Annotated in this window: 17 protein-coding genes; 6 read left to right on the top strand and 11 right to left on the bottom strand. The window is 67.8% G+C overall.

The genetic code is table 11. The annotated features are described in order from the left end of the window. Positions 1 to 13 precede the first annotated feature (13 nt). The gene (locus Pla123a_RS02330) at positions 14 to 979 is read left to right on the top strand and encodes a tetratricopeptide repeat protein (RefSeq protein WP_146583913.1); all 966 of its coding nucleotides are present in this window, start codon (positions 14 to 16) and stop codon (positions 977 to 979) included. Positions 980 to 985: 6 nt separating this feature from the next. On the opposite strand, the gene Pla123a_RS02325 is transcribed toward Pla123a_RS02330, so the two are convergent. The 6 genes from Pla123a_RS02325 to larB all read right to left on the bottom strand — a co-directional run bounded on the left by Pla123a_RS02325 (position 986) and on the right by larB (position 5989). Then, complete coding sequence (locus Pla123a_RS02325; protein WP_146583912.1) at positions 986 to 1756, bottom strand: hypothetical protein; 771 nt, start codon at positions 1754 to 1756, stop codon at positions 986 to 988. Positions 1757 to 1867: 111 nt separating this feature from the next. After that, a complete protein-coding gene (locus tag Pla123a_RS02320; protein WP_146583911.1) occupies positions 1868 to 2347 on the bottom strand; it encodes a hypothetical protein in 480 nt (159 codons plus the stop codon). Between the two features lie 38 nt (positions 2348 to 2385). Further along, a complete protein-coding gene (locus Pla123a_RS02315; protein ID WP_146583910.1) occupies positions 2386 to 3369 on the bottom strand; it encodes a DHH family phosphoesterase in 984 nt (327 codons plus the stop codon). A 42-nt stretch (positions 3370 to 3411) separates the two neighbouring features. Then, on the bottom strand, positions 3412 to 4356 hold the full coding sequence (locus tag Pla123a_RS02310; RefSeq protein WP_146583909.1) for a bifunctional riboflavin kinase/FAD synthetase: 945 nt from the start codon (positions 4354 to 4356) through the stop codon (positions 3412 to 3414). A gap of 18 nt (positions 4357 to 4374) precedes the next feature. Next, positions 4375 to 5283, bottom strand: coding sequence for an NAD(P)H-hydrate dehydratase (locus Pla123a_RS02305; RefSeq protein WP_146583908.1), 909 nt, complete (start codon positions 5281 to 5283; stop codon positions 4375 to 4377). After that, positions 5276 to 5989, bottom strand: coding sequence for a nickel pincer cofactor biosynthesis protein LarB (gene larB, locus Pla123a_RS02300; protein WP_146583907.1), 714 nt, complete (start codon positions 5987 to 5989; stop codon positions 5276 to 5278). The genes Pla123a_RS02305 and larB overlap by 8 nt, the downstream gene beginning before the upstream one ends. A 277-nt stretch (positions 5990 to 6266) precedes the next feature. Here larB and Pla123a_RS02295 point away from each other — a divergent pair, with 277 nt between their 5' ends. Then, the gene (locus Pla123a_RS02295; RefSeq protein WP_146583906.1) at positions 6267 to 7121 is read left to right on the top strand and encodes a shikimate dehydrogenase family protein; all 855 of its coding nucleotides are present in this window, start codon (positions 6267 to 6269) and stop codon (positions 7119 to 7121) included. 136 nt (positions 7122 to 7257) lie between these two features. After that, complete coding sequence (bioD, locus tag Pla123a_RS02290) at positions 7258 to 7920, top strand: dethiobiotin synthase (protein WP_146583905.1); 663 nt, start codon at positions 7258 to 7260, stop codon at positions 7918 to 7920. A gap of 991 nt (positions 7921 to 8911) precedes the next feature. On the opposite strand, the gene Pla123a_RS02285 is transcribed toward bioD, so the two are convergent. From Pla123a_RS02285 to glgA, 3 genes are all read right to left on the bottom strand, one after another. Further along, a complete protein-coding gene (locus Pla123a_RS02285; RefSeq protein ID WP_146583904.1) occupies positions 8912 to 11095 on the bottom strand; it encodes an alpha-amylase/4-alpha-glucanotransferase domain-containing protein in 2184 nt (727 codons plus the stop codon). Positions 11096 to 11533: 438 nt separating this feature from the next. Next, positions 11534 to 12478: a galactose-1-phosphate uridylyltransferase gene (locus tag Pla123a_RS02280; protein ID WP_146583903.1), complete on the bottom strand. Its 945-nt coding sequence runs from the start codon at positions 12476 to 12478 to the stop codon at positions 11534 to 11536. A gap of 50 nt (positions 12479 to 12528) precedes the next feature. Next, positions 12529 to 14019 (bottom strand): glycogen synthase GlgA, encoded by a 1491-nt coding sequence (gene glgA / locus Pla123a_RS02275; protein WP_146583902.1) that lies wholly within the window; start codon positions 14017 to 14019, stop codon positions 12529 to 12531. Positions 14020 to 14449: 430 nt separating this feature from the next. On the opposite strand from glgA, the gene Pla123a_RS02270 reads away from it, so the two are divergent. Beyond that, on the top strand, positions 14450 to 14653 hold the full coding sequence (locus Pla123a_RS02270) for a CsbD family protein (protein ID WP_146583901.1): 204 nt from the start codon (positions 14450 to 14452) through the stop codon (positions 14651 to 14653). Positions 14654 to 14708: 55 nt separating this feature from the next. Beyond that, positions 14709 to 15341: a PRC-barrel domain-containing protein gene (locus Pla123a_RS02265; protein WP_146583900.1), complete on the top strand. Its 633-nt coding sequence runs from the start codon at positions 14709 to 14711 to the stop codon at positions 15339 to 15341. A gap of 293 nt (positions 15342 to 15634) precedes the next feature. On the opposite strand, the gene Pla123a_RS02260 is transcribed toward Pla123a_RS02265, so the two are convergent. Together Pla123a_RS02260 and Pla123a_RS02255 are read right to left on the bottom strand one after the other, a co-directional pair. Beyond that, positions 15635 to 18058: an alpha-L-arabinofuranosidase C-terminal domain-containing protein gene (locus Pla123a_RS02260; RefSeq protein WP_146583899.1), complete on the bottom strand. Its 2424-nt coding sequence runs from the start codon at positions 18056 to 18058 to the stop codon at positions 15635 to 15637. Between the two features lie 589 nt (positions 18059 to 18647). Then, on the bottom strand, positions 18648 to 19844 hold the full coding sequence (locus Pla123a_RS02255; protein ID WP_146583898.1) for an amino acid aminotransferase: 1197 nt from the start codon (positions 19842 to 19844) through the stop codon (positions 18648 to 18650). 222 nt (positions 19845 to 20066) lie between these two features. Between Pla123a_RS02255 and Pla123a_RS02250 the strand changes: the two genes are divergently transcribed. Then, positions 20067 to 21299 (top strand): inositol-3-phosphate synthase, encoded by a 1233-nt coding sequence (locus Pla123a_RS02250; protein ID WP_146583897.1) that lies wholly within the window; start codon positions 20067 to 20069, stop codon positions 21297 to 21299. Positions 21300 to 21608 lie beyond the last annotated feature (309 nt).

Genomic DNA, 21608 nt, shown 5'->3' with positions numbered 1-21608 from the left:
GGAGGACGTCGCGATGCGAACGAACTTGGTGCTGTACGCCGTGATTGGAGCTGTCACCCTCTGCGCCATCGGTCCAGCCGATGCGCAGCGCACACGGTTCCCGGGCGACTCGCCGACACGGCCGGCGGTGATGGACGGCAAGGTGCTCGGCACGCCGAGCCACAAGTACCCCAACGTGCCGACCTTCAGCATCCCCCAGGGGGGCTACGGTCCGTACAGCGGCGGCTACGGCGGCTGGGGATCGTACTACCGCCGATCGGGCGGCTGGAACTCCGGGTACTACCCCGGCTATTACTCAACGCCTGGCTACTACTCGGGTTACTACTCCGGCTACTACCCCTACTACGCCCCGGTGCAGGTGGTCGACTACCGAGAGATCTACGGCCTCCGCCCCGCCGAAGCCCCGGCCGCCGCGCTGCCGCGGCGTGCGGCAGGCGGGATCGCCGGCGCGGCCCTGGCGGCGGGTCCGGACGTCATCGACGGCCCCAGCCCAGACCAGCTGAAGCACGCCTGGCGGTACATCGACCTGGGCGACCGCTACCTCCGCGAGGGGCGGCTGCTCGACGCCCGCAACCGCTACCGCAAGGCCGAGAAGCAGGCGCCCGACCTGCCGGAGCTGGCGTTCCGCACGATGCTGCTCGAGCTGGCGACCGGCCGCTACGCCGAGGCCGTCGAGGCCCTCGAACGCGGCCTGGAGCAGCAGCCCGACTGGCCCGACTCGCGGTTCGACCTCGGCACCGTGTACAGCAAAGAAGGGCTCGCCGACGTCCACACGGCGCTGCAGGAACGCCTGCAGCAGTTCCCCAACGACGCCGACGCGCGGCTGCTGGCGGGCGTGCTGTTGCACTTCGGCGGCGAGCGACGCGCGGCCGAGTTGCAACTACAGAAGGCGATGCAACTGACGCAGGGGGCGGGGGTCGCCGGGAGGTTCCTGGCGGAGGACCCCGTTCAACCGCCGCCGGTACCGGGCGCCGAGTGAGCTCGATCAGTCGCGGGTGACGTAGCTCGACAGCGCGTCGACCTGCCCCTTGAGGTTCGCCAGCAGCATCTCGGGGCTGGCCCCGCGGGCGAGGTCGGCGTAAAAGTTGGCGGCGGTCGACGAGTTGGCTCCGAGCAGCGACTCGGTGGTGCGGCCCAGCCGGCGGAGCTCCTGATGCACGCCCCGCAGCGTGTTGTTGGCGGTGCGGCTGCTGTTCCACAACCCGGCGATGAGCTGCACCAGTCCGATGATCAACAGCCCCTGCCCGCCCAGCGTGGCGCCGACGCCCCAGTCCCACAGCTCGGGCCGCGCCTCGGTGAGCGACCAGAACATCAGCCCCAGGCCGGCGCCAAGGCCCATCGCGCCCGCGAGCGCCAGGGCCCACGCGGCCCACTGCGTGGGGCGGTGGCTATCGCGGATCGGCTGGTCGACGCGCTGCTTCGACGATTCGGCAACCGGCGGCTCGACCCTGGCTTGCTCGACGAACAGCTCGGGCGGGTCGAAGCGGAGCATCCGGGGGGCGTTCCCCGCGCGACGCTGGGCGCCGCGGATGGTGCGCCGCATGTCGTCCAGCCGGTAGGCGTCGTCGAGGCCTGCTAGCAGCTTCTGTGGCTCGGCGGTCCGGCGGGACTCCTGATCGAGCCCCACGCCGGCGTCGCTAACCCCGGTGGCAAAGGCGGGCTGATCGAGCGTTCCGTGGCAGCGTGCGCAGTGCACGGCGCCATCGGTCGCTGGCGCGACAGCCGGCACGTCCTGCTTGCAATGGCGGCACCACATAAACGAACACGCGATAAGGTGAGGAATCGCGCGGCGCAGAGCCACGCTTCCATCCCCCTCGATCGGTCGGCCGCCGGGGGGGACTTTAACGACATTGCCGGCCAGCGTGACTCAGTCGTCGGCAGGCCCTTCAGAGTCGCCATTGCGGCACTCCTGGCGGAGCCCCCAAGGCAGGGGCCACCCCCAGCCCTTGGGCATTCGGCGCCGGCGCCGAATGCCGACCACCAGCCCGGCAAGAACCAACGACATTCCACCAGCGGCCCAGAAACTGCTGCGGTCATGAAAAACGCCAACAGCCGCCATCCCCAACGCGAAGCCAAGCAACTGATAGAAGAGCAATCCCACCAGCACCAACGGAAACAAGTAGGTGTCCGAGGGCGCCCGCCAGTGGCGGGCAAACCCAAAGTCCCCCACCTTGGCAGTCGCGAGCCAGTAGGCGAGGGCCGCTCCGAATAACGAGAAAACGAGGAAGGCTACCCCAAGCTGCGGCTCAGCCAGCGCCGCGTGCAGGCTCGGCCCGTCCGCCTCTACCTCTTGATGGTAGAACAGCATGCCAACAGCAGCAGCGAGGCCGATTCCGAGGAGGTGCATTGCTAGCTGCTAGGATTAGGATAATGAATCGCCAGAGCTCAGCCCATCTGGACCCGCACGGCCTCGAGCACGCTCTGCTGCGCGTCGTCCACGGAGCCGCGGATCCGTACGCCGGCGGCCTTGGTGTGGCCGCCGCCGCCGAACAACTCGGCGATCTGGCGGACGTCGAAGTCGCTCCGGCTGCGGAGGCTCACCTTGATCGCGCCGCCCCCCATGTCGACAAACAACGCCGCGACCTCCACGCCGGCGATGCTCAGCACCCGGTTCACGACGTCCTCGGTGTCGGCGACCTCGGCGCCGGTCGCGGCAAAGTCGGCGTCGGTCGCCCGCGCGACCGACACCCGGCCGTCAATCGCCAGGGCGGCGCTGTCCATGATCCGACCGTGCAGGCGGACGCGGGCCAGGGTGTTGCGGTCGTACAGCGCGCCGAACGACTCGTGCGGCGAGGCCCCCGCCGCCACCAGCTTGGCCGCCGCGACGAAGGTCTCCTTGGTGACCGACGAGAACCGGAACCAGCCGGTGTCGGTCGCCATGGCGTAGAACAGCGGCTTGGCGATGTCGGGCGTGAGCTTCACGCCGAGCGCCTCGACCGCCTGCAGCACCAGCCGGCCGTTGGACTCGGAGGTCGTGTCCTTGAAGGTCATGGCGCCGAGGTCGTCGCCGCTGACGTGGTGGTCGATCACGACCTTCCTGGCCGGCGAGCTGCGGATCACGTCGGCCATCGGGCCGAGCTGTCCCCACGCGCTGGTGTCGAGCACCATGTGCACGTCCGCCATGTGGACCTCGGCGTCGGTGACGCCCGAGCCGATCACCTCGACCTGGCCGCGGCGGTCGATGAAGCTGATGTGGCTGGGCACCGAGTCGCCGTTGACGATCCGCACCGTCTTGCCGAGCGCCACGAGGGCGGCGGCCATGCCGAGCTCGCTGCCGAGCGCGTCGCAGTCGGGCCGCATGTGGCTGGTCAGCACAAACGACCTCGCCTGCTGGACGAGCGGCACAAACGGTTTCCAGTCGATAGACATGCGGGTGGGGCTTTCGGCGTAAGACTCTTGAACAGGGAGTGGCTAGCAGTCGCCCAGCAGGAAGCAGCGGGCGGTCTCGTCGGCCTCGAGCACGTCGCGGCGGACCTGCTCGATGAGTTCTTCGGGCGAATTAAACGATCGGACGTCCCGCAGCCGGTCGATGAAGTCGACCTCCAGGGGGCGGCCGTACAGCGTCTTGTCGTAGTCGATCACGTGGACCTCGACCTTGGCGGACATGTCCTGGAAGGTCGGGTTGGGGCCGAGGTTGATGGCGGCCGGCAGCCGCTCGCGGCCGATGTTGGCCAGCCCGCAGTAGACGCCGTGCGCCGGCATCAGGGTGTCGATCCCCTCGACGTTGGCGGTGGGGAAACCGAGCTTGGCGCCGCGGCCCGCGCCGTGGGTCACAATGCCCCGCAGCCGGTACGGCGCGGTGAGCAGCTGTCGGGCCTGGCCGACCGCGCCCTCCTCCTGAATCAACCGGCGGATCCGCGAGCTCGACACCATCTGGCCGTCGATCTCGACCGGCTCGGCAATCTCGAGCGCGACGCCCGCGTCGGCGGTCAGGCTGCGGAGCGCCTGGGCGTCGCCCTCGCGGTTGTGGCCGAAATTGAAGTTGGGGCCCTCGACCATCGCCCTGGCGCCGAGCGACTCGACCACCACGCGGTCGAAGAACTCGCGGGCCGAGAGCCGCAGCAGGGCCTCGTCCGTGGGGTAGGCGACCACGTAGTCGACCCCCAGCCGCGACAGCAGCTCCGCCTTGCGGTGCGTCCAGGTCAGCGGCGGGGGGCAGTGCTGCGGCCGCAGGATGCGGACCGGGTGTGGGTCGAACGTAAACACCACCGCGGGGCCGCCGACCTGCTTCGCGCTGGCGACCAGCCTGGCGATCAACGCCGCGTGACCGCGGTGCACCCCGTCGAAGTTGCCTATCGACACAGCGCCGCCACGCGCCTGGTCGGGCAGGTCGTCGAGATGCCGGATCACTTCCACCTGGGTTCCTGCCGCGGTCTAGGAGTCGGGGTTGGGGTTCTGAAACGCTGTGGGGAGCGCGTCGATCAGGTCGGTGGCGATCAGCGAGACCGCGCCCGTCCGCTCGCGGGCGATGTCGCCCGCCAGGCCGTGCAGGTGCACGCCGAGCCGGGCCGCGTCGAACGCCGACAGCCCCTGGGCGATCAGCGCCGTGATCACGCCGGTCAGCACGTCGCCGCTGCCGCCGGTCGCCATGCCGGGGTTGCCGGTCGCGTTGATCGAGAACCGGGCGCCGTCGGTCACCACGGTGCGGTGGCCCTTGAGCACCACCACGGTGTTGCCGCCCTCGTCGCGGGCGGCCAGGGCCGCGGCGGCGGCGACACGGGCGTCGTCGTCGCCGGTGGCCTGCTCGGCCAGGGCGTCGTCCCCCGCCAGGCGGGCGAACTCGCCCGGGTGCGGCGTGTAGACGCGGGGGCCCGGCGGCGTGAGCGGGGCCGAGGCGTAACGCGCCTCGTACAGCGCGACGCCGTTGAGCCCGTCGGCGTCGATGACCAGCGGCGCGGTCCACTCGCGGTTCATCCGGCCAGAGAGCTCGGCGGTCGCGTCGGGCTCGCCCAGCCCGGGGCCGAGCGCCCAAACAGTGTAGTTGTGCTCGACCGGGACCAGGTCGAACAGGTTGGCCCAGTACAGCGTTCCGGGCTCGTCGTCGACCAGCTCGCGCACCATGTACGCGGGGCAGAAGCCGGCCACCACCGGGCCAATGCACCGCGGCACGCCGAGCGTCGCCAGCCCGGCGCCGCTCCGCAGGCAAGCCATGCCCGCCATCGCGACCGCGCCGGCCATGCCGCGCGAGCCGCCGATGATCATCGCGCGGCCGAAGTCGCCCTTGTGGCTCTCGGGCCGGCGGGGCGGGAGTGCGGGCAGCGGCTCTTGGGAGAGGTCACGCATCGCGGCGCCCCTCCGTGCCGGCGGCCGCGCGGGTCGCAATCAGGCCCGCCACGTAGCCCCCTTTGAAGCCGGCGTCGATATTCACCACCGTGACGTTCGACGCGCAGCTGTTTAGCATCGACAACAACGCCGACAGCCCCTGGAAGTTGGCGCCGTAGCCGACGCTGGTCGGCACGCCGACCACCGGGCACGCGAGGTAGCCACCCACGACGCTCGGCAGCGCGCCCTCCATGCCGGCCACCACCACCACCGCGTCGGCGTCCTCGAACTCGGCGAGCCGCTCCGGCAGCCTATGCGGACCCGCGACCCCAACGTCGTGCACCATGGTGACCGCCACGCCCATCCAGTCGAGCGTCTCGCGGGCCTCCTCGGCGATTGGCAGGTCGCTGGAGCCGGCGCTCACCACGGCGACCTTCCCCACGCGGGGGCGGCCCGGGTGGGACTCGCGGCGGAGGATGCGGGCGACCTGGTTGTAGGTTGCCCCAGACAGCAGCGGCAGCAGGGCCTCGGCCTGCTCGGGCGAGACGCGGGTCGCCATCGCCGGCTCGCCGCGGGCGTGCTGCTCGTCAAACACCGCCGCGATCGCCTCGACGGTCTTCCCCTCGCCGTACACCACCTCTGGAAAACCGCAGCGGCGGCGGCGGTCGAGGTCGACCGTAACCGTCTGACCGGCGAGCGATTTGTGGCGTGGCGTCTGGGGGTCCATAGGCCCCTTAGTTTACCCGCCAAGGGGGCAATATTCGACGGGGGCTGCGACGGGGGCTGCGAGGGGGAACGTAGAATGCCGGCCGGGGAAATCCGGCGACCGCGCACGCGGGCTCTCCCCTTTCGGTTTCGCCTTTTGCGGCATCCTGGCGGCGGCAGCTAGCGACTGGCCACCAAACCGCGACACCGCAGGCCTTGTGGTGCCGGCCGCATGTGGGATCATAATGCTTGGTCGCGCACCTACCACTCCCCGCACCCCGGCTCCGAGCCCGCCGCCCGTGTCCCAAACTTCGCTGCTAGAGAAGTGCTGCCTGATCGGCCAGTCGGTCACCGGTAACCCGACCCACTTCATGGTCGAGCAGGCGTTCGCGGCGGCCGGCATCGACTGGCGGTTCCTGACGTTTGAGGTCAACGAGTCGAAGCTGGTCGACGCGTTGCGGGGCGCTGCGGCGCTCGGCTTCAGCGGCATGCTGCTGCTCCCCTCGCTGCAGCGGCTGAGCTGGGAGCACATCAGCAAGCACACCGACCGGGCCGATCAGACCCGCTCGGTCTCGATCCTGCTGCGGCGCGAAGACCGCCTGATCGGCGACGACCTGGCCGGCGAGAGCGTCGCGGCCTGCATCGTCCGCAGCCACCCGATCGCGGGCCGTCACGCGGCGGTGCTGGGGCTGGAGGGCCGCGGCCTCGCGACCGCCTTCGCCCTGCTGCAGCACGGCGCCGCGTCGCTCCGCGTGGTGGACTTTGGCCACGAGGAGGGCGAGCCACTCATCAACCGACTGCGGGCCGCCTACCCCGACCACCCGATCGAGTCGATCGACGCCGACGAGCAGTACATCGACCTGCCGGCCGAGGTCAACCTCATCATGTGCGCGTCGTGCTGGGCCAAGGAACGCGACCCGCTCACCGCCGAGGCCTTGGCCGGATCGCTGCGAGGCGACATGGTAGTCGCCGACGCGCGGGTCCGCGCCGGCCTCAGCCCGCTGCTGCACGCCGCCGCCGACCGCGGCGCGAAGGTCGTGACCGGCGTCGAGATCCTGACCCGCGAGATCGCCGAAGCCATCCGCCTGTGGACCGGCGTCGAACCGCCCGAAGACGTGCTGATGGACGCCGCCGAAGAGTTCCTTGGCGTGTGAAGCGATTGTGGATCGGGGATTTCGGACTGCGGATTCAATCGCGCACCGCCGGCCTCACTAGCAATCCGCGATCCTCAATCTGCAATCCGCAATTGCCTACCGTCACGCGAAACGACTTCGCACGAACGCTGCCCCTATGAAAACCCTCTTCATCACTGGCGTCGGCACCGAGATTGGCAAGACCTATGTCGCGGCGCTGATTGCCAAGCAGCTTCGCGAGTCGGGCGTCCGGGTTGGCGTTTACAAGCCGGTCGCCAGCGGGTGCGAGAACGGCCGCAGCGAGGACGCCGAGCTGCTGTGGGAGGCCGCCGGCCGGCCCCAGACGCCCGAGCTGGTCTGCCCGCTGCGGTACACGGCCGCGGTGGCGCCGCATGTGGCGGCGCGGGCGGAGGGCAAGTCGTTCACGCCGGACCAACTAGTCGCCGGCGCCGACGCGTGGCGGCCGTACTGCGACGTGCTGCTGGTTGAGGGGGCAGGCGGCCTGCTCTCGCCGCTCTCCGAGGGCGACTTCTACAACGCCGACCTGGCCGACGCGCTCGCCGCGCCGATGGTCGTGGTCGCCGCCAACCGCCTGGGCGTGATCCACGACACGCTCGCCACGCTGCTCGCCGCCGAGTCGCGCTGCCACTGCTGCCGGGTCGCCGGCGTGGTGCTCAACAGCGCCGGCCCCGAACAAGACGCCAGCGTCGCCTCGAACGCCGACGAGCTCACTGCCAGGATGACGGTCCCGCTACTGGCCACCGCGGCGTGGGGTGGGGGACTGGATCGCGTGGTGGATTGGGCTGGGCTGCTGGACTAGGAGCGCGCTAATACACCCGGCAACTGCCGGCGGAAGCCTGCAGGTTGACCATGTCAGCCATACGAGCCAGCTACCACCCAAGCTGTGGTAGCTCTGCGTCTGCTGATCGTAGAGTGATGTTGCCGTGGTCGCTCTTATGTGAGAACCTGCGGACAGTCTCGCCATTTTACCAATACTCGCCGATCGGGCTTCCAATCTCATGCCCAGCTCCCATGCGATTGCGGGCCTTGCGCTGCTGCTGGGCGTTTTCGCCATCGGCCAAAGAACTGCGCTCGGTCGGACATACGCGTTCGATCCTCACGATGGCTCAGCGACGCTGGCTTACCTACAGCTCAGAGAACCGGCGCCCTACGATCTCGCTAGCATTCAATCGCTGACTTTCACCAGCGCCGCAGCCACAATCTTTGGCTACGAAGGAGTGTTCGACTGGGCGTTTAGCGAACTGCATCTTCCATTCGAACTGCAAGAAAACGAGCTCGGGGAGCTTGCCCCACACCCCAGCGGTATTTGGTACTCCAATGCCACACCACCCAACAGTCGATTCCTAGAGCCCCGAGGGATAGTCCTCGACTTCACTCTCGAAGAAGGTCCTATCTTCGGAATCGACGGGGTTTTCACTCGGAACTACAGCAGTCTAACCGTCTTAACTGCAACTTGGCCGGAGGACGAGACACCACCGCCTACTCTTCTTAGACCGTACTTTGTAACGAAATCAGGAGTCTGGGCAGCCGTTGCACCCGAACCAACTGGGAGCAGACTTCTGCTAATCTCCCTTTCCTTGTTGGCTAGCGTGCTTCATTGGCGTGCGTAGGTGTGCGCGGGCCGGAAAATTGACGGCGCCAGAAGTGTCAATCTGAGGCCTTTCGGCTTCCGCCGGAGGTTTCTGCGCAGCACTCTCCGAAACAACCAAGAATCGATGCAGCACAAAAAACGCGACGCACAGGGTCGCCCCCCGTGCGTCGCGTTCGTCGGTTCGTTGTGGCTATGAGCCCTACACGGTCGCCGCTTCGGCGGCTTGGTGCATGCGGGACTCGGCCATGGTGGTGTCGATCTTCATCCGCATGGTGACGCTCCAGCGGCCGTGCTCGTCGGCCTGCAGGATCCAGTGCGGCTGCACCACCACGCTCTGGTTGACCATCTCGAAGCCACCCTCGGACTGGCTGACCGTGGCGATCGGGTAGGTCCAGATCGAGGTCGGGCGGTCCATCGAGAGACCGACGTCGATGCCGAGCCACTCGTCGACCAAGTTCAGCGAGTCGACGTCCGCCAAGTCGAGCTTCGTGCCGAGCTGGCCGAGCCGATTGCCATCGCCGGCGACGAAGTAGCGGTCGTCGGCCCCGGTGGGGAGGCCGGCCATGCCGAGCTCGACCGAGAAGTGCAGCGGGCGGTCGCCCGGCAGGTTCTCGAGCAGGTAGGTGATCTCCAGTTCCGAGCCGCCCGCCTCGAGGGTCACGCCCTTGGTCACCTTGACCGGGGCGCCGTCGACGTTGCCGTCGCGCCACATCTGGGCCTGCATCCGGTCCGGGTTGCGGCGGAGCTTCGACTCGTACGCGCCGGTGACGAAGTCGCCCTGCTCGCGGGCCTCGTTCATTGACACCGCGTCGAGCGACGCGTCGATGTCGTAGAAGTGGTCGATCAGGCTCTTGCGGCCGTACGAGTCGTACTGCAGCATCTGATCGAGGCCTTCCTGCTTGAACACCACGCGGTCGTGGATGCTGGCCACGGCGCCCTGGTCGCCGGTCGGGCCGAGCAGCACCTTGCGGTGGTAGGCCTCCTCGCGGCGGCTGAGCGTGGCGAGCAGGTTGTGGCAGATGCTGCGGACGTCCAGCTCGTAAAGCTTGCCCCCCTCGCCCGGCGCGAGGAACGCCTTGAGCCGGTTCGACGCGAGGCGGATCTCCTTGCGGCCGTCGAGGTTGTAGTCGTCGGCGTCGACCTCGACCCAGTACGAGCGGTCGCCCTCCCAGCCGCGGCCCTCGTGCTGGTCCATCAGGTTGTCGGCCGCGATCAGCGCCTTGTAGACCGCGTTCCGCAGGTGCGGCAGGTAGCAGCCGCCGAAGGCGCCGTGCCAGTAGCTGCAGTTGCACTGCCCGCGGTACAGCTCGTACTGCGCGGCGTCGAGCAGCTCGCCGCCGTCGCCCTGCGTGCGGAGCTTGGCCAGCCGGTTGCTGACCTGCAGCATGCGGCAGTACATCTCGTTGGTCTCGGGGTAGCGGACCTTGAAGTTCCGCCAGAAGCCGCCGCGGGTGAACGGCTGGATCAGCTCCCAGCGGCCCTCGTCCTCCAGCAGGTGCTGCGTGTCGTGGTAGGCGTTCTGCTGCACGGCGGGCAGGGCCCACTCGGTCATCTCGCGGTAGCTCGCCTCGGGGATGTAGAGCTTGCCGAGCGGCGCGACGTTGTCGACCGCTTCGCCGGGCGTGGTGACCTTAAGCCACTCCTGGTTGGCCAGCAGCGCCTCGAAGAAGCGGCACAGCCAGCCGTTGTCGTACACGTGCTGCTTGGTGTCGGGCCACGAGCCGAGCTTCTCCCCGTCGTCGCCGAAGGTGACGATCGAGCCGGGCTGCTGCTCGGCGATGCCGCGGAGGTGGTCGATGGTCGCCTGGGGCTCGGCGAACGGGATCGTGTACCGCAGCCGCTCGCTCCCCGGGAAGACCGACAGCAGGCGGCCGTCGTGCTCGGTGACGTAGTAGCCGTGCAGCTGGTCGGGGGTCCAGCCGGCGTTGCGGAAGTGGTAGTCGTCCAGCACGGTGTACTGGATGCCGGCCTCGGCGATGTCGGCGGTCAGGGTCTGCTCCCAGACACGCTCGGGCATCCACATGCCGCGGACGGTCGCGCCCAGGCGGTCGTGCAGGTACTGGCTGTAGGCGCGGATCTGGCCGACGCGGTCCCGGCCGGGGATCATCGTCAGGATCGGCTCCATGAACGGACCGCCGATCACCTCGATGCGGCCCTGCTCAACCAGGTTCGCGACGCGGTCCAGGTACTCGGGGTGGTGCACGGCCAGCCACTCGATCAACGAGCCGCTGGTGTGCAGCGATATCGGCAGCCCCTCGTACCGCTCGTAGACGTCCAGGAACGGCAGGTAGCTGTCCTGGTACGTCTGCTCGAAGACGCCATCAAAGTTGCCGATGGGCTGGTGGTTGTGCAGCACCAGCACGAGTCGCACGAAGGGGCTCATAGGGGCCAGTTCCTCAGTCATCAGGGGCCGACGGGGCGGCGTTTCTTTAGGGTTCAGGCGGGGCAATCCGCAGCGACTGCCCAACCACTCTCGTTTCGCCGCCCGGCACGTCCACAATCCTAATGCGACCGCGGGCAATCCGTCCATGCGTTGTGAACGGATAAGGCGATAAACTCACCGGATTTCGCGGCCTCCAGCTTCGCCAATCGGCAAAGTACACCCGAGAGCCGCAGTCACTACCATCGACCCTCCGGCCCACGGCGTTTGGCCCGATCCGGGTGAGTTTGCAGATTCAGACCGACCCGGATGCCAGACAGTTGGGTCGTAGCAGATTCGCTGACGACCACTGATGTTGAGCACCTGCGGAGAGCGGACCTGCCTACCTTGCTCGCGGACGCCAAAGGGGGCGGAAGTAGGGGCGCCGCGTAAGACGAGGATTTAGCCGCGGTACCTTGCGGCGGCTTCTTCCGGTGGCAGCGTGTTGATGTACATGCCCGAGCTTAGCTCGAACCCGGCGAGCGCAGCCACCCGCGGCACGACCTCTATCCGCCAGCAGAAGGCGTCCTGGAGAACTCCCTCGGTCGGAGCTGTGGAGACGATCAGGTTGTAGCCGGCCGGCAGGATCTGCTCCTCGAGCCTCGCCAGCAGCGGGTAGAGCAACGCCGCCAGTTCGTCGGCGTTATCGGCGAGCGTCCCCTCGATGAACGGCGTCGGCTCGGTTGGCATCAACCACAGCTCGCCCGCGGCACGGCTAGCCGTTGGACAGAAGGCGACCAAGCCGGGTCCCTCGGCGACGATCCGCCGAGCGTCGGACAGCTCCTCTTCCTGCCACTGCCGCCAGGCTTCGGCGGGCGCGGTGTGCTGGGCGATTAGGGCGGCCTCGATTGCCTGCTGGTTGGAGAGCAGCGGCAGCGCCACCAGCTGGCTGTGCAGGTGAGCGAGCGACGCTCCGGCCGACGCGCCGAAGTTCTTGAACGCCATCCGGCAGGGGAATCGCCCGTCGGCACGCCAGAAAGAAAGGCGCTCGCCGTAGACACCGAGCACGCCGGTTAACCCTTCCTGCCCGAGTTCGGACGTGGTCTGGATGTGCCGCGGGCTCTCGATCAAGACCTCATGGGCGCCGGCGCAGACGTCCGAGTCGCGGCGACCACAGATCGGGTACTTGTTCGGCACCACCCGCTGGGTCCAATTGCCGTCGGGCCCCAACCGCTCGGCCAGGGCAGGCGGAGTTTGCGACTCGTGGCCGGCACAAAACGGGCAGCCGTTGGATGACTGCTCGGGCGGTGCGGCCCGGCGTTGGTCAAAGTCGTTCGGCCGACCGGCCCGGCCGCTGGCGAACAGGACGGTGCGGCCGGTGAGCGGATCGCGGCGGAGTTCGTTCATCAAGCAGGCAGGGAACGGCCGGGCGGGGGTTGGCGGGGACGTCCTCGATCCTACCCCATCGTCGCGGGCTCACGAACCTGAGAAATCGCCAGGCGGTACAGTTCGTCGTACCGGCGGGCGCTGCGGCCCCAGCTCCAGTCCTGCTGCATGCCGGTCCGCACCAAGTTGTCCCACAAGCCCTGATCCTGGTACGCGCGGCAACCGCGGTCGATGGCGTCGGACAGCGCGTGGGCGTTAGGGTCGCCGAAGCTGAAGCCGTTGGCCGTGCCGCCCGCGAGGGTGGCGTCGGTGCAGTTGGTGATAGTGTCGGCCAGCCCGCCGGTCTCGCGAACCACCGGCACGGCGCCGTACTTGAGGCTGTACAACTGGTTCAGGCCGCACGGCTCGTAGCGGCTGGGCATCAGGAACAGGTCGGCTCCGGCCTCGATGCGGTGGGCCAGCTCGTTGCTGAACCCGAGCCGCACAGCGACCCGCTCCGGGAACTCGGCCTGCAGCCGGGCGAGCAGCTCGTGGTAGCGTTGCTCGCCGGTCCCAAGGAGCACCCACTGGACGTCGATCTGCTGGGCCCAGCGGGGCAGCACCTCGGCGATGAGGTCGAACCCCTTCTGCTCAGCAAGGCGGCCGACGGTGGCGATCAGCGGGATGCCGGAACGCTCGGGCAGGCCCAACTCGCGCTGCAGCGCGGCCTTGCAGACCGCCTTGCCGTGCTGGAAGTTCTCGGGGCCGTAGTTGGCGGCGATGTGCGGGTCGGTCTCCGGGTTCCAGACGGTGTAGTCGACTCCGTTGAGCACGCCGAACAATTGGTCGCTGCGGTGCCGCAGCACGCCCTCCAGCCCGCAGCTGGCGGGCTGGCTCTGGATCTCCATCGCGTAGCGCGGGCTCACCGTGGTGAGCACGTCGGCGAACATCAGCGCGCTCTTCATGAAGTTCAGCCGGCCGTAGAACTCCATGTGCTGCGGCGTAAAGTACTCCCAGCCGACGCCGGTCAGCTCCATGTCCCAGTGCCAGAAGCTCCCCTGGTAGGCCAGGTTGTGGATCGTGTACAGCGTGGCGATGTCGCGGTAGCGGGTGCGGTCGGCGTAGATGGTCTTCAGGTAAACCGGCAGCAGCCCTGCCTGCCAGTCGTGGCAGTGCAGCACGTCGACCTCTAGGTCGAGGGCGCGGATCGACTCGAGCACCGCCCGGGCGAAGAACACAAACCGCTCGCAGTTGTCGCCGTAGTCAGCGCCGTGCTCCCCGTACAGCTCGGTCCGGTCGAAGTACTCGTCTTGCTTGATCAGGTAGACCGGCACTCCCGAACCGGGCAGCGTGCTTCGCAGCAGCTCGCCGGCGACCAGCTTGCGGCCGATCGGGGCCTCGAACCGCACGCCGGTGCTCTCGATCGGCTGGCCCGATTCGAGCGCCTGGCGGAAGGCGGGCATGATTACCACGGGGCGGTCGCCGAGCTTCTCGAGCTCGATCGGCAGCGCGCCGCATACATCTCCTAGGCCTCCGGTCTTGCAGAACGGGGCGGCTTCGGTGGTCGCGAAGAGGATATTCACAGTGGGCGGTCGGTCGGGGCGGTAAGGATTGCCTCAGCGATAAACGCTACCAGGATAGCAGATTCGGCGTTCACCCACCCCCCAGTGCAACTGTTCCACCGCGGTTTTCCTACCCAGCCTAACAGGCAGGCGGATATCCCGAACGACTCGCACAGCACGAACCTCTGGCGCCCTGCAAGGCGACGGGTCACGCCGGACGCGGGCGACCCAGCTACCGCTCGAATCGCGTTCACCCCCGTATCGCCACTGCTAATGCCGCCGACGCCGGCGCGTCCAGGCTGCCCGGCGGGCGGTCACTTCGTACCGGCTGAGAGGCCCCGCTTGGTCCAACCAACAACCAACCGCGCCGTGGCACACCCTTTGCCTAAGTGATACCCCAACGCACCTCAGTGGTGCGAGCAACAGGAACCCTGACCAAGGAGACATAGACATGAATTGGGATCAGATCGAAGGCAAGTGGAAACAGGCTAAGGGCCAGGCCCAGCAGAAGTGGGGCAAGCTCACCGACGACGACCTCGACGTCGTTGACGGCAAGCGTGAGCAGCTGGTCGGCAAAGTCCAGGAGAAGTACGGCATCGCACGCGAAGAGGCCGAGGAGCAGGTTTCGCACTTCGAGCGAAGCTGCAGCTGCTAGAGGCAGACAACTGCGGCACGAGATTAACAACGCAACTCACAAAAGGGTGGAAAAGATGACTATCAAAAAGTGGACCACGGGAATTCTGGCGACGGTGCTTGGCGTCGCACTCTGCGCGACCAGCGCTAATGCTCAGACGCAGGCCCAGCAGGATGCACGCCAGCATCAGTCCGGCCAGCAGCATGCGGCTCAGCAGCGCACCGCCAACTACGGCGCCGACGCCAGCAAGCTGGACCAGAGCTCTAGCGGACACACGGTCCGCGCCAGTTCTCTGATTGGCAAGGCGATCGAGAACCCGGCCGAAGAAAATGTCGGCGAGGTGAGCGACATCGTCCTCGACGCCCGCACCGGCAAGATCCAGTACGTCGCGGTGACCTACGGCGGCTTCCTGGGGATGGGCAACAAAATGTTCGCCGTGCCCTACCAGGCCTTCAAGGTGACTCCCGACCCGGACGACGCCAACGACCCGAACGACTACGTGCTCGTCCTCGACGTCACGCAGGAGAAGCTGGAAGGCGCCGAGGGCTTTGACGAGGACCACTGGCCCAGCGCGACCGACCCGCAGTTCACCCGCCAGATGAACGAGCGTTACGGCGTGAAGCACCAGGACGATCGCCGGATGAACGACCGTCGGTCCAACGCGACCGGCGCCGTGAACCGCAACGTGAATCCCAACAACCAGCGGTAGTCTATCCCGCTAAGTCCCTCGTTGAGGAAGCCGTCGCGGCTCGGCCGCGGCGGCTTCTTCTCTTTCATCACTTCAGGATCTAGCTATGGCCCCCCGACCAGAAATCACACCACCGCCAAGCCCGCACCCGGGCGCCCCCGCCCCCGGCGACCCGCCGGGCGTCCCCCAGGGTCCATCCGACCCACCCCCCAGCGCACCGGCGCCCACGCCGTCACAGCCAGAGTTGCCGACCGGCGGTCAGGGGCCATCGGACCCCGAGTTGCCGACGAGCGAACAGGCGCTGTGAGCCGACGCTACTCCAACGGCAGCCGCAGCACCCGCACCGAGCTGGCGGGCATGTCGACCGCAAAGCTGTCGCTCACGTCGACCTGAGAAGTGGTCGGCTCGACGTTGTCCGGCTCCTCGATCGAGTTGGCCGCCGAGGGCGAGCCGGTCAGCAGGATCGAGTCGACCGACTTGGCCTGCACCTTGCCGCCGCTCAGGCTGACCTGGGCCTTGAGGTCCTCGGTCGAGGGGTTCACCAACTTGAGGATCACCTCGCCGGTCTGCTTGTCAAACGTGCTCGAGACCCCCACCTTCGGCGTGGGGTGCTGGTAGTCGTGCACGAGCTCGCCGTCCAGGTAGCAGCGGATGCGGCCGGGCTCCGTTTCAACCCGCAGCTTGTACCAGCGGTCGGTCTCGATCGAGCCGCGGGTCTCGATGATGGCGTACTTGCTGCCGTCGACGCAGTGCTCGATCGCGTGCTGGGTGTTGCCCCAGCCGCCGACGTTCCACCAGAAGTAGTTCTCGGGGTCGTCGCAGCCAAAGACCAGCAGCACGCCCTCGGCGCCGCTCAGCTTGCGGGCCTCGAGCTCGTAGGTCGCCTCGGCGCCGGCTTCGGCCGGGGCGATGCTGATGACGCCCTGGGCCTGCTCGTCGGTCTGGCGGTACTCGCCGTCCTGCACGCCGAAGTCGCCGCCGTGGGCGGTCCAGTCAGACGGGTCGAGCGGCTCGCCGTTGAGCCTGGCGTTGCGGACCGCAACCGCCGTGCTCCACGATCCAACGCCGACCGCGCCGGCGTACTCGGGCAGGTCCTGCTGGTTGATCTTCTGCTCGATATCGGTGGTTAGGAACTGGTCGCCCTTATTCTTGGCGAACAGCTGCTGCACGTAGTAGTTGGGGGTCTTCACCAGGTTGCGTTTGTCGAAGTGGATCAGGTTAGCGGCGTTCCACTGCGTGTGATTCACGTCGGCAAACAGCGGCGCGTAGCACGCCATGTCGACGATGTCGGCGTTCCGCTCGATGCCGGTCAGGTAGGCCGCCTCGGCGACCGCGTTCTGCAGCCGGTTGCCGCGCGACGCGTACTCGCCGACAAAGATCTTCGGCGCGTTGCGGTCGAAGTCGTCAAACCGGTCCTGGTGCTGCACGAACCAATCGGGGCTCTCGTAGTAGTGCTCGTCCGAGCTGTAGACGTCCTGCCGCTGCATCTGGCGGTAGAGCGGGATGCCCGGCCCCAGGCCCGACGTGCCGATGATCTTGATGTCCGGGTAGGCCTTGCGGACCGCCTCGACGAAGTACGGGAACCGCTCGGCGAACTCCGGCGTGTCGTGCTCCTCGTTGCCCAGGCAGATGAACTCCATGCCGAACGGCTCGGGGTGGCCCATCTCGGCCCGCAGCTTGCCCCACTTGGAGTCGACCGGACCATTGGCGAACTCGATCAGGTCGACCGCGTCCTGCACCCACGGGCCGATCTCCTCGATCGGCACGCACTGGTAAGGCGGCGTGAACCCACACGACACGCCCACCGGCAGCACCGGCAGCGGGGTCGCGCCGATGTCCTCGCAGAGCTGGAAGTACTCGAAGTAGCCCAGGCCGTAGGTCTGGTGGTACCCCCAGCGGTTCCAGTTCGCCCGCCGCTCGGCGACGTCGCCCACCGAGTCCTTCCAGCGGTACACGTTCTCCAGGCCTTGGCCGTGCGCGATGCAGCCACCGGGGAAGCGGAAGAACTTCGGGTTGAGGTCGGCCAGCGACTGGGCCAAGTCGACCCGCAGGCCGTTCTCGCGGCCCTTGAAGGTTTTGACCGGCAGCAGCGAGATCATGTCTAGGCAGAGCTTGCCGCGGCCCGTGGTGGTGACCGCCAGCCGGGCGTCGTCGCAGTTGGCCTTGGCGGTGATGACCGCCTCGGACTTGCGCCAGTCGCGGCCGCCGGCTTCCAGCTCGGTCGAGGCGAGCGACTTGCCGTCGGCGTCGACCAGTTCGACCTGCAGCGGCGCGCCGCGGCCGTCCTCCCAGCGGGAGTACAGGCTGACGCGGTACTCGTCGCCCTTGTCCAAACGGATGCCGTCGAAGCCTAGGTTCTGCACGCCGGCGCCCTCGCCGCCGCGGCGCACGCGGACCGCCAGGTACGAGGTGTTGTTGCGGTTCAGGGGGATCCCCTTCTCGACCTGCAGCTCACAGGCCGCGTCGCCGTGGGTGACCCGCTCCCAAGCATACAGCGGGTGGTAACGCTGGCTCAACGGGTTGCCGCCCGGCACCGGGTAGTACTCGAACGAGCGGTTCTGCACGAGCTCGGCGTACAGCCCGCCGTCGGCAGAGAAGTTGATGTCCTCAAAGAACAACCCGTACAGGTGCGGGCTGATCTCGGCGGCGGGCTGGTCGACGTGCACAGTGATGTCGACCTGCTGGGCCGTGGCGGCAGCGCAAGTAAGTAGGGCGAGTATCGCGAAGAGGCGGCGCATGAGAGGCTCCCGAAGAGAAAAGCTAAACAGAAAGAAGATTATGAACCGAATGGCTGCCCGACGCCAGTATTCTGCGGGAAGCCATGGTTTAGTCCGAAAACACGAGCGGAGGGGACAAAACCCCGGCCCGACTTTTCCCCGGACCGCGTCTCACGCTTGTTTTGCAGCGATTCTGCGATCGGGCGGCTTCGAGCCGCGGGGGGTTTTGTCCGCCGCACCCGGCGTTTTGTCCCATGCACCGTGCCGGGAACAAAAAACCGCCGCTCATGCCGCGATTCGCAAACGCGCAGCAGCAAACTCAGCCCACGGCGCGAGCCGTGGGACAGACCTGAGGGAAACGGCTCCTTGGAGCACCGTTCATTAGACCCCACCGGCTGGCTCATTTCGACAAGAATCGGGGCCGCTACTCCGCTGCTTCGACTCGGGTCCATGCTTGCAGTTTCAGCTGAGAAGCGGCGTTGTCGCCAATGCCAATCAGCTGGGGTCCCGCATCATTAGCGGTTATTAGTGTTCCCAACACGAACGCAGACGCTGAAACTGCCGGCTTCCGCCGGCAGCTGCGGAGAGAACGCGGCGTGCCCGTCGGCCGCTACCCCTTCAGCACGTCGGCCATCGACTTCGCCAGCCGGTCGACGTTGCTCGGCGTGATGCCCGCCACGTTGATCCGGCCGGAGCCGACGATGTAGATCGCGTAGTCGTTCTTGAGCCGCTCGACCTGGTCGGGCGTGAGGCCGCTGAACGAGAACATGCCCTTCTGCCGCTTGATGAACTCGAAGTCGCCCGGGGCGCCGTGCTCGGCCAGCTTCTCGACCAGGAGGGTCCGCATGCCGTTGATGCGGTCGCGCATCTCGGCGACCTCGCCCTCCCACTGCTTGCGGAGCTTGGCGTCCTGCAAGATGGTTACGACCAGCTCGGCGCCGTGCGAGGGCGGGTTGGAATAGTTCGAGCGGATCGCCCGCTTCACCTGGCTGGCGACCCGCAGCATGCTGTCCTGGTCGGCGGCGACAAACGTGGCGGCGCCGACCCGCTCGCGGTACAGGCCGAAGTTCTTGGAGAACGAGCTGCAGACAATCAGCTCCTCACCGGGTCGGCAGAACGCCTGCAGCCCGGCGGTGTCCTCCTTCACGCCCTCGCCGAAGCCCTGGTAGGCGAAGTCGATCAGCGGCAGCGCGCCGACCGTGCGGAGGGTCTTGGCGATCTCGGCCCACTGCTCGGCGGTGGGGTCGATGCCGGTCGGGTTGTGGCAGCAGCCGTGCAGCAGCACGACGTCCCCCTCCGGGATCTTCTTCAGCGCGGCGATCATCTCCTCGAAGTTGAGGCCGTTGCTCGCCTTGTCGAAGTAGGGGTAGGTCTTGGTCGGCACGCCGGCGGCCGCGAACACGGCCGGGTGGTTGGCCCAGGTCGGCTGCGACATCCAGACCGTTGCGTCGGCAAAGTTCTGCCTGATGAAGTCCGCAGTCACCCGCAGGGCGCCGGTGCCGCCGGGCGTGTGGGCGGTGACCGCGCGGCGGGAGCGGGGGATCTCGTCCTGGTCGCCGAACATCAGCTTCTGCACCGCCTCGGCGTAGTCGGCCGAGCCGGTGATCGGCAGATACGACTTGCTCGCCAGGTCCGCCGCCAGGCGGGCCGCCGCTGCTCGGACGGTCCCCAGAACCGGCGTCCTGCCCTGCTCGTCCTGGTAGACCCCGACGCCGAGGTTGATCTTCTCGGGGTTCGGGTCTGCCTTGTAGGCGTCGGTCAGGCCGAGGATGGCGTCGGGGGGGGCCGCAGAGACGGACTCAAACATCGGACGAGGGCTTTCTATTGGAACCGCCGGGAGTAATCACCAAGAGCAGCATTCGGTCGCGCCGGTGAGCGCCGTGTCGCGCCTGTCAGCGCGCGTTGACGCAACGCTCTGACGCTTTGACAATAATAGATCCGAACCGAGGGTTCTCCAAGCGGCGGGCGACGGCGCCTGCCGACCCAGCCGCGGCCGCCGCAAGCCCCGCCCCTACCCAACAGGCCACCTATGCCCCCGCAACCCGCCCCCCCACGCACGGGCCTCTGGCTGGTCGGCGCCCGCGGCGGCGTCGCGACCACCGCGGCAGTCGGCTGCTGTGCGTTGCAGCAGGGCCTGATCGGCTCCACCGGGCTGGTGACCGAGCTGCCGCCGCTGGCGGCCGCCGGCCTGCGGGACTGGGGGCAGTTTGTGCTGGGGGGCTGCGAGATCCGGGCGGGCGAGCTGCCCCAGGCGGCGCTCGACGCCGGCCTGCCCCCCGCGCTGGTCGCCGCCTGCGGCGACGAGCTCCGCGCCATCGACCAGCGGATCGTGCCCGGGGTGGTCCACAACAGCGGCTCCGCGGTCGACCAGCTCGCCGCGGGCGACGCCGCCCGCCGCTTCGACACGCCCCGCGCCGCGGTCGACGCCATCAAGCACGATCTCGACCGGTTCCGGGAATCCGAACGGCTCGAGCGCGTGATCGTGGCGGTCGCCTCGTCGACCGAGCCGCCGACCGACGCCACACGGCTGCCCGACTCTTGGGAAGAGCTCGAGCCGCTGCTCGCCACGCCCCACGACTGCCCGCTGCGCGCCAGCTCGCTGTACGCGATCGCGGCGTTGGAGTCGGGCTGCGGTTTTGTAAATTTCACACCGTCGCTGGGGGCGAGCTGCGCGGCGATCGACCAGCTGGCTATTCAGGTCGGCGCGTGCCACGCCGGCCGCGACGGCAAGACCGGCGAGACCCTCCTCAAGACCACCCTGGCGCCGATGTTCGCCAGCCGCAACCTGGAGGTCATGAGCTGGGTCGGCCACAACATCCTCGGCAACGCCGACGGGCGGATTCTGTCGTCGCAGGAGAACAAGCAGAGCAAGCTCGGCTGCAAGGACGCCGCGCTCGACGCGCTGCTCGGCCGCGAACCCGGCGACGGGCCGCAGTCGCTGGTCTCGATCGAGTACGTGGCGAGCCTGGGCGAGCGTAAAACCGCCTGGAATCACGTGCATTTCCGCGGTTTCATGGGGGTCGAGATGACGCTGCAGGTCACCTGGCAGGGCCACGACTCGGCGCTCGCGGCGCCGCTGGTGCTCGACCTCGCGCGGCTGCTGGACGCGTCTTCGGCGCGGGGCGAGCGGGGCGCGGTCGGCGCGCTGGCGTGCTTCTTCAAGAACCCCGTCGGGGCCCCGCTGGAGGGTCACGCCGAGCAGTTCGCCGCGCTCCTCAAACACTACGCGGGGCGCCACTCGGCGGAGGCCTCGGACCACTAGCTGGGGCGCCATCTTGGCCACTAGTTGGGCGCCGCTGGTGGGAGTCTCGCTAACGTCGGGTCGCGCCGGCGCCGATAAACTCTCGCTAAGGAACTCGAAGGACTTAGTCACCCCTTCTTGAGGTTGTCTCCTCACTCCCCTTTTTTGCCAATTCCACTTGACTTAATGAAGCAGAAACTGCTTCAATGCGCGCAAAGCACTCGCGACGGAGTTGTGCGGGTGTGTCAACAACGCGTTAAAAGTGAAACTGTTGTCTTCTCTCTTGTCTTGCGCCCGAGAGAGGGACCCTTAAACTTTTGAGGCGCTTTC

This window comes from Posidoniimonas polymericola (assembly GCF_007859935.1).
Classification (GTDB): Bacteria; Planctomycetota; Planctomycetia; order Pirellulales; family Lacipirellulaceae; genus Posidoniimonas; species Posidoniimonas polymericola.
Note: the sequence above shows the minus strand (reverse complement) of the source record. Positions and strands in the feature narration are given on the sequence as shown.

Excerpts from the sequence above, each read along its gene's own strand:
- Pla123a_RS02315 (WP_146583910.1), bottom strand. The coding sequence starts at position 3,369 with ATGTCTATCGACTGGAAACCGTTTGTGCCGCTCGTCCAGCAGGCGAGG.
- Pla123a_RS02260 (WP_146583899.1), bottom strand. The coding sequence starts at position 18,058 with ATGCGCCGCCTCTTCGCGATACTCGCCCTACTTACTTGCGCTGCCGCC.
- Pla123a_RS02270 (WP_146583901.1), top strand. The coding sequence starts at position 14,450 with ATGAATTGGGATCAGATCGAAGGCAAGTGGAAACAGGCTAAGGGCCAG.
- Pla123a_RS02280 (WP_146583903.1), bottom strand. The coding sequence starts at position 12,478 with ATGAACGAACTCCGCCGCGATCCGCTCACCGGCCGCACCGTCCTGTTC.
- bioD (WP_146583905.1), top strand. The coding sequence starts at position 7,258 with ATGAAAACCCTCTTCATCACTGGCGTCGGCACCGAGATTGGCAAGACC.
- Pla123a_RS02250 (WP_146583897.1), top strand. The coding sequence starts at position 20,067 with ATGCCCCCGCAACCCGCCCCCCCACGCACGGGCCTCTGGCTGGTCGGC.
- Pla123a_RS02305 (WP_146583908.1), bottom strand. The coding sequence starts at position 5,283 with ATGCGTGACCTCTCCCAAGAGCCGCTGCCCGCACTCCCGCCCCGCCGG.
- Pla123a_RS02330 (WP_146583913.1), top strand. The coding sequence starts at position 14 with ATGCGAACGAACTTGGTGCTGTACGCCGTGATTGGAGCTGTCACCCTC.
- Pla123a_RS02325 (WP_146583912.1), bottom strand. The coding sequence starts at position 1,756 with ATGTGGTGCCGCCATTGCAAGCAGGACGTGCCGGCTGTCGCGCCAGCG.
- Pla123a_RS02255 (WP_146583898.1), bottom strand. The coding sequence starts at position 19,844 with ATGTTTGAGTCCGTCTCTGCGGCCCCCCCCGACGCCATCCTCGGCCTG.
- Pla123a_RS02320 (WP_146583911.1), bottom strand. The coding sequence starts at position 2,347 with ATGCACCTCCTCGGAATCGGCCTCGCTGCTGCTGTTGGCATGCTGTTC.
- Pla123a_RS02265 (WP_146583900.1), top strand. The coding sequence starts at position 14,709 with ATGACTATCAAAAAGTGGACCACGGGAATTCTGGCGACGGTGCTTGGC.
- larB (WP_146583907.1), bottom strand. The coding sequence starts at position 5,989 with ATGGACCCCCAGACGCCACGCCACAAATCGCTCGCCGGTCAGACGGTT.
- Pla123a_RS02285 (WP_146583904.1), bottom strand. The coding sequence starts at position 11,095 with ATGAGCCCCTTCGTGCGACTCGTGCTGGTGCTGCACAACCACCAGCCC.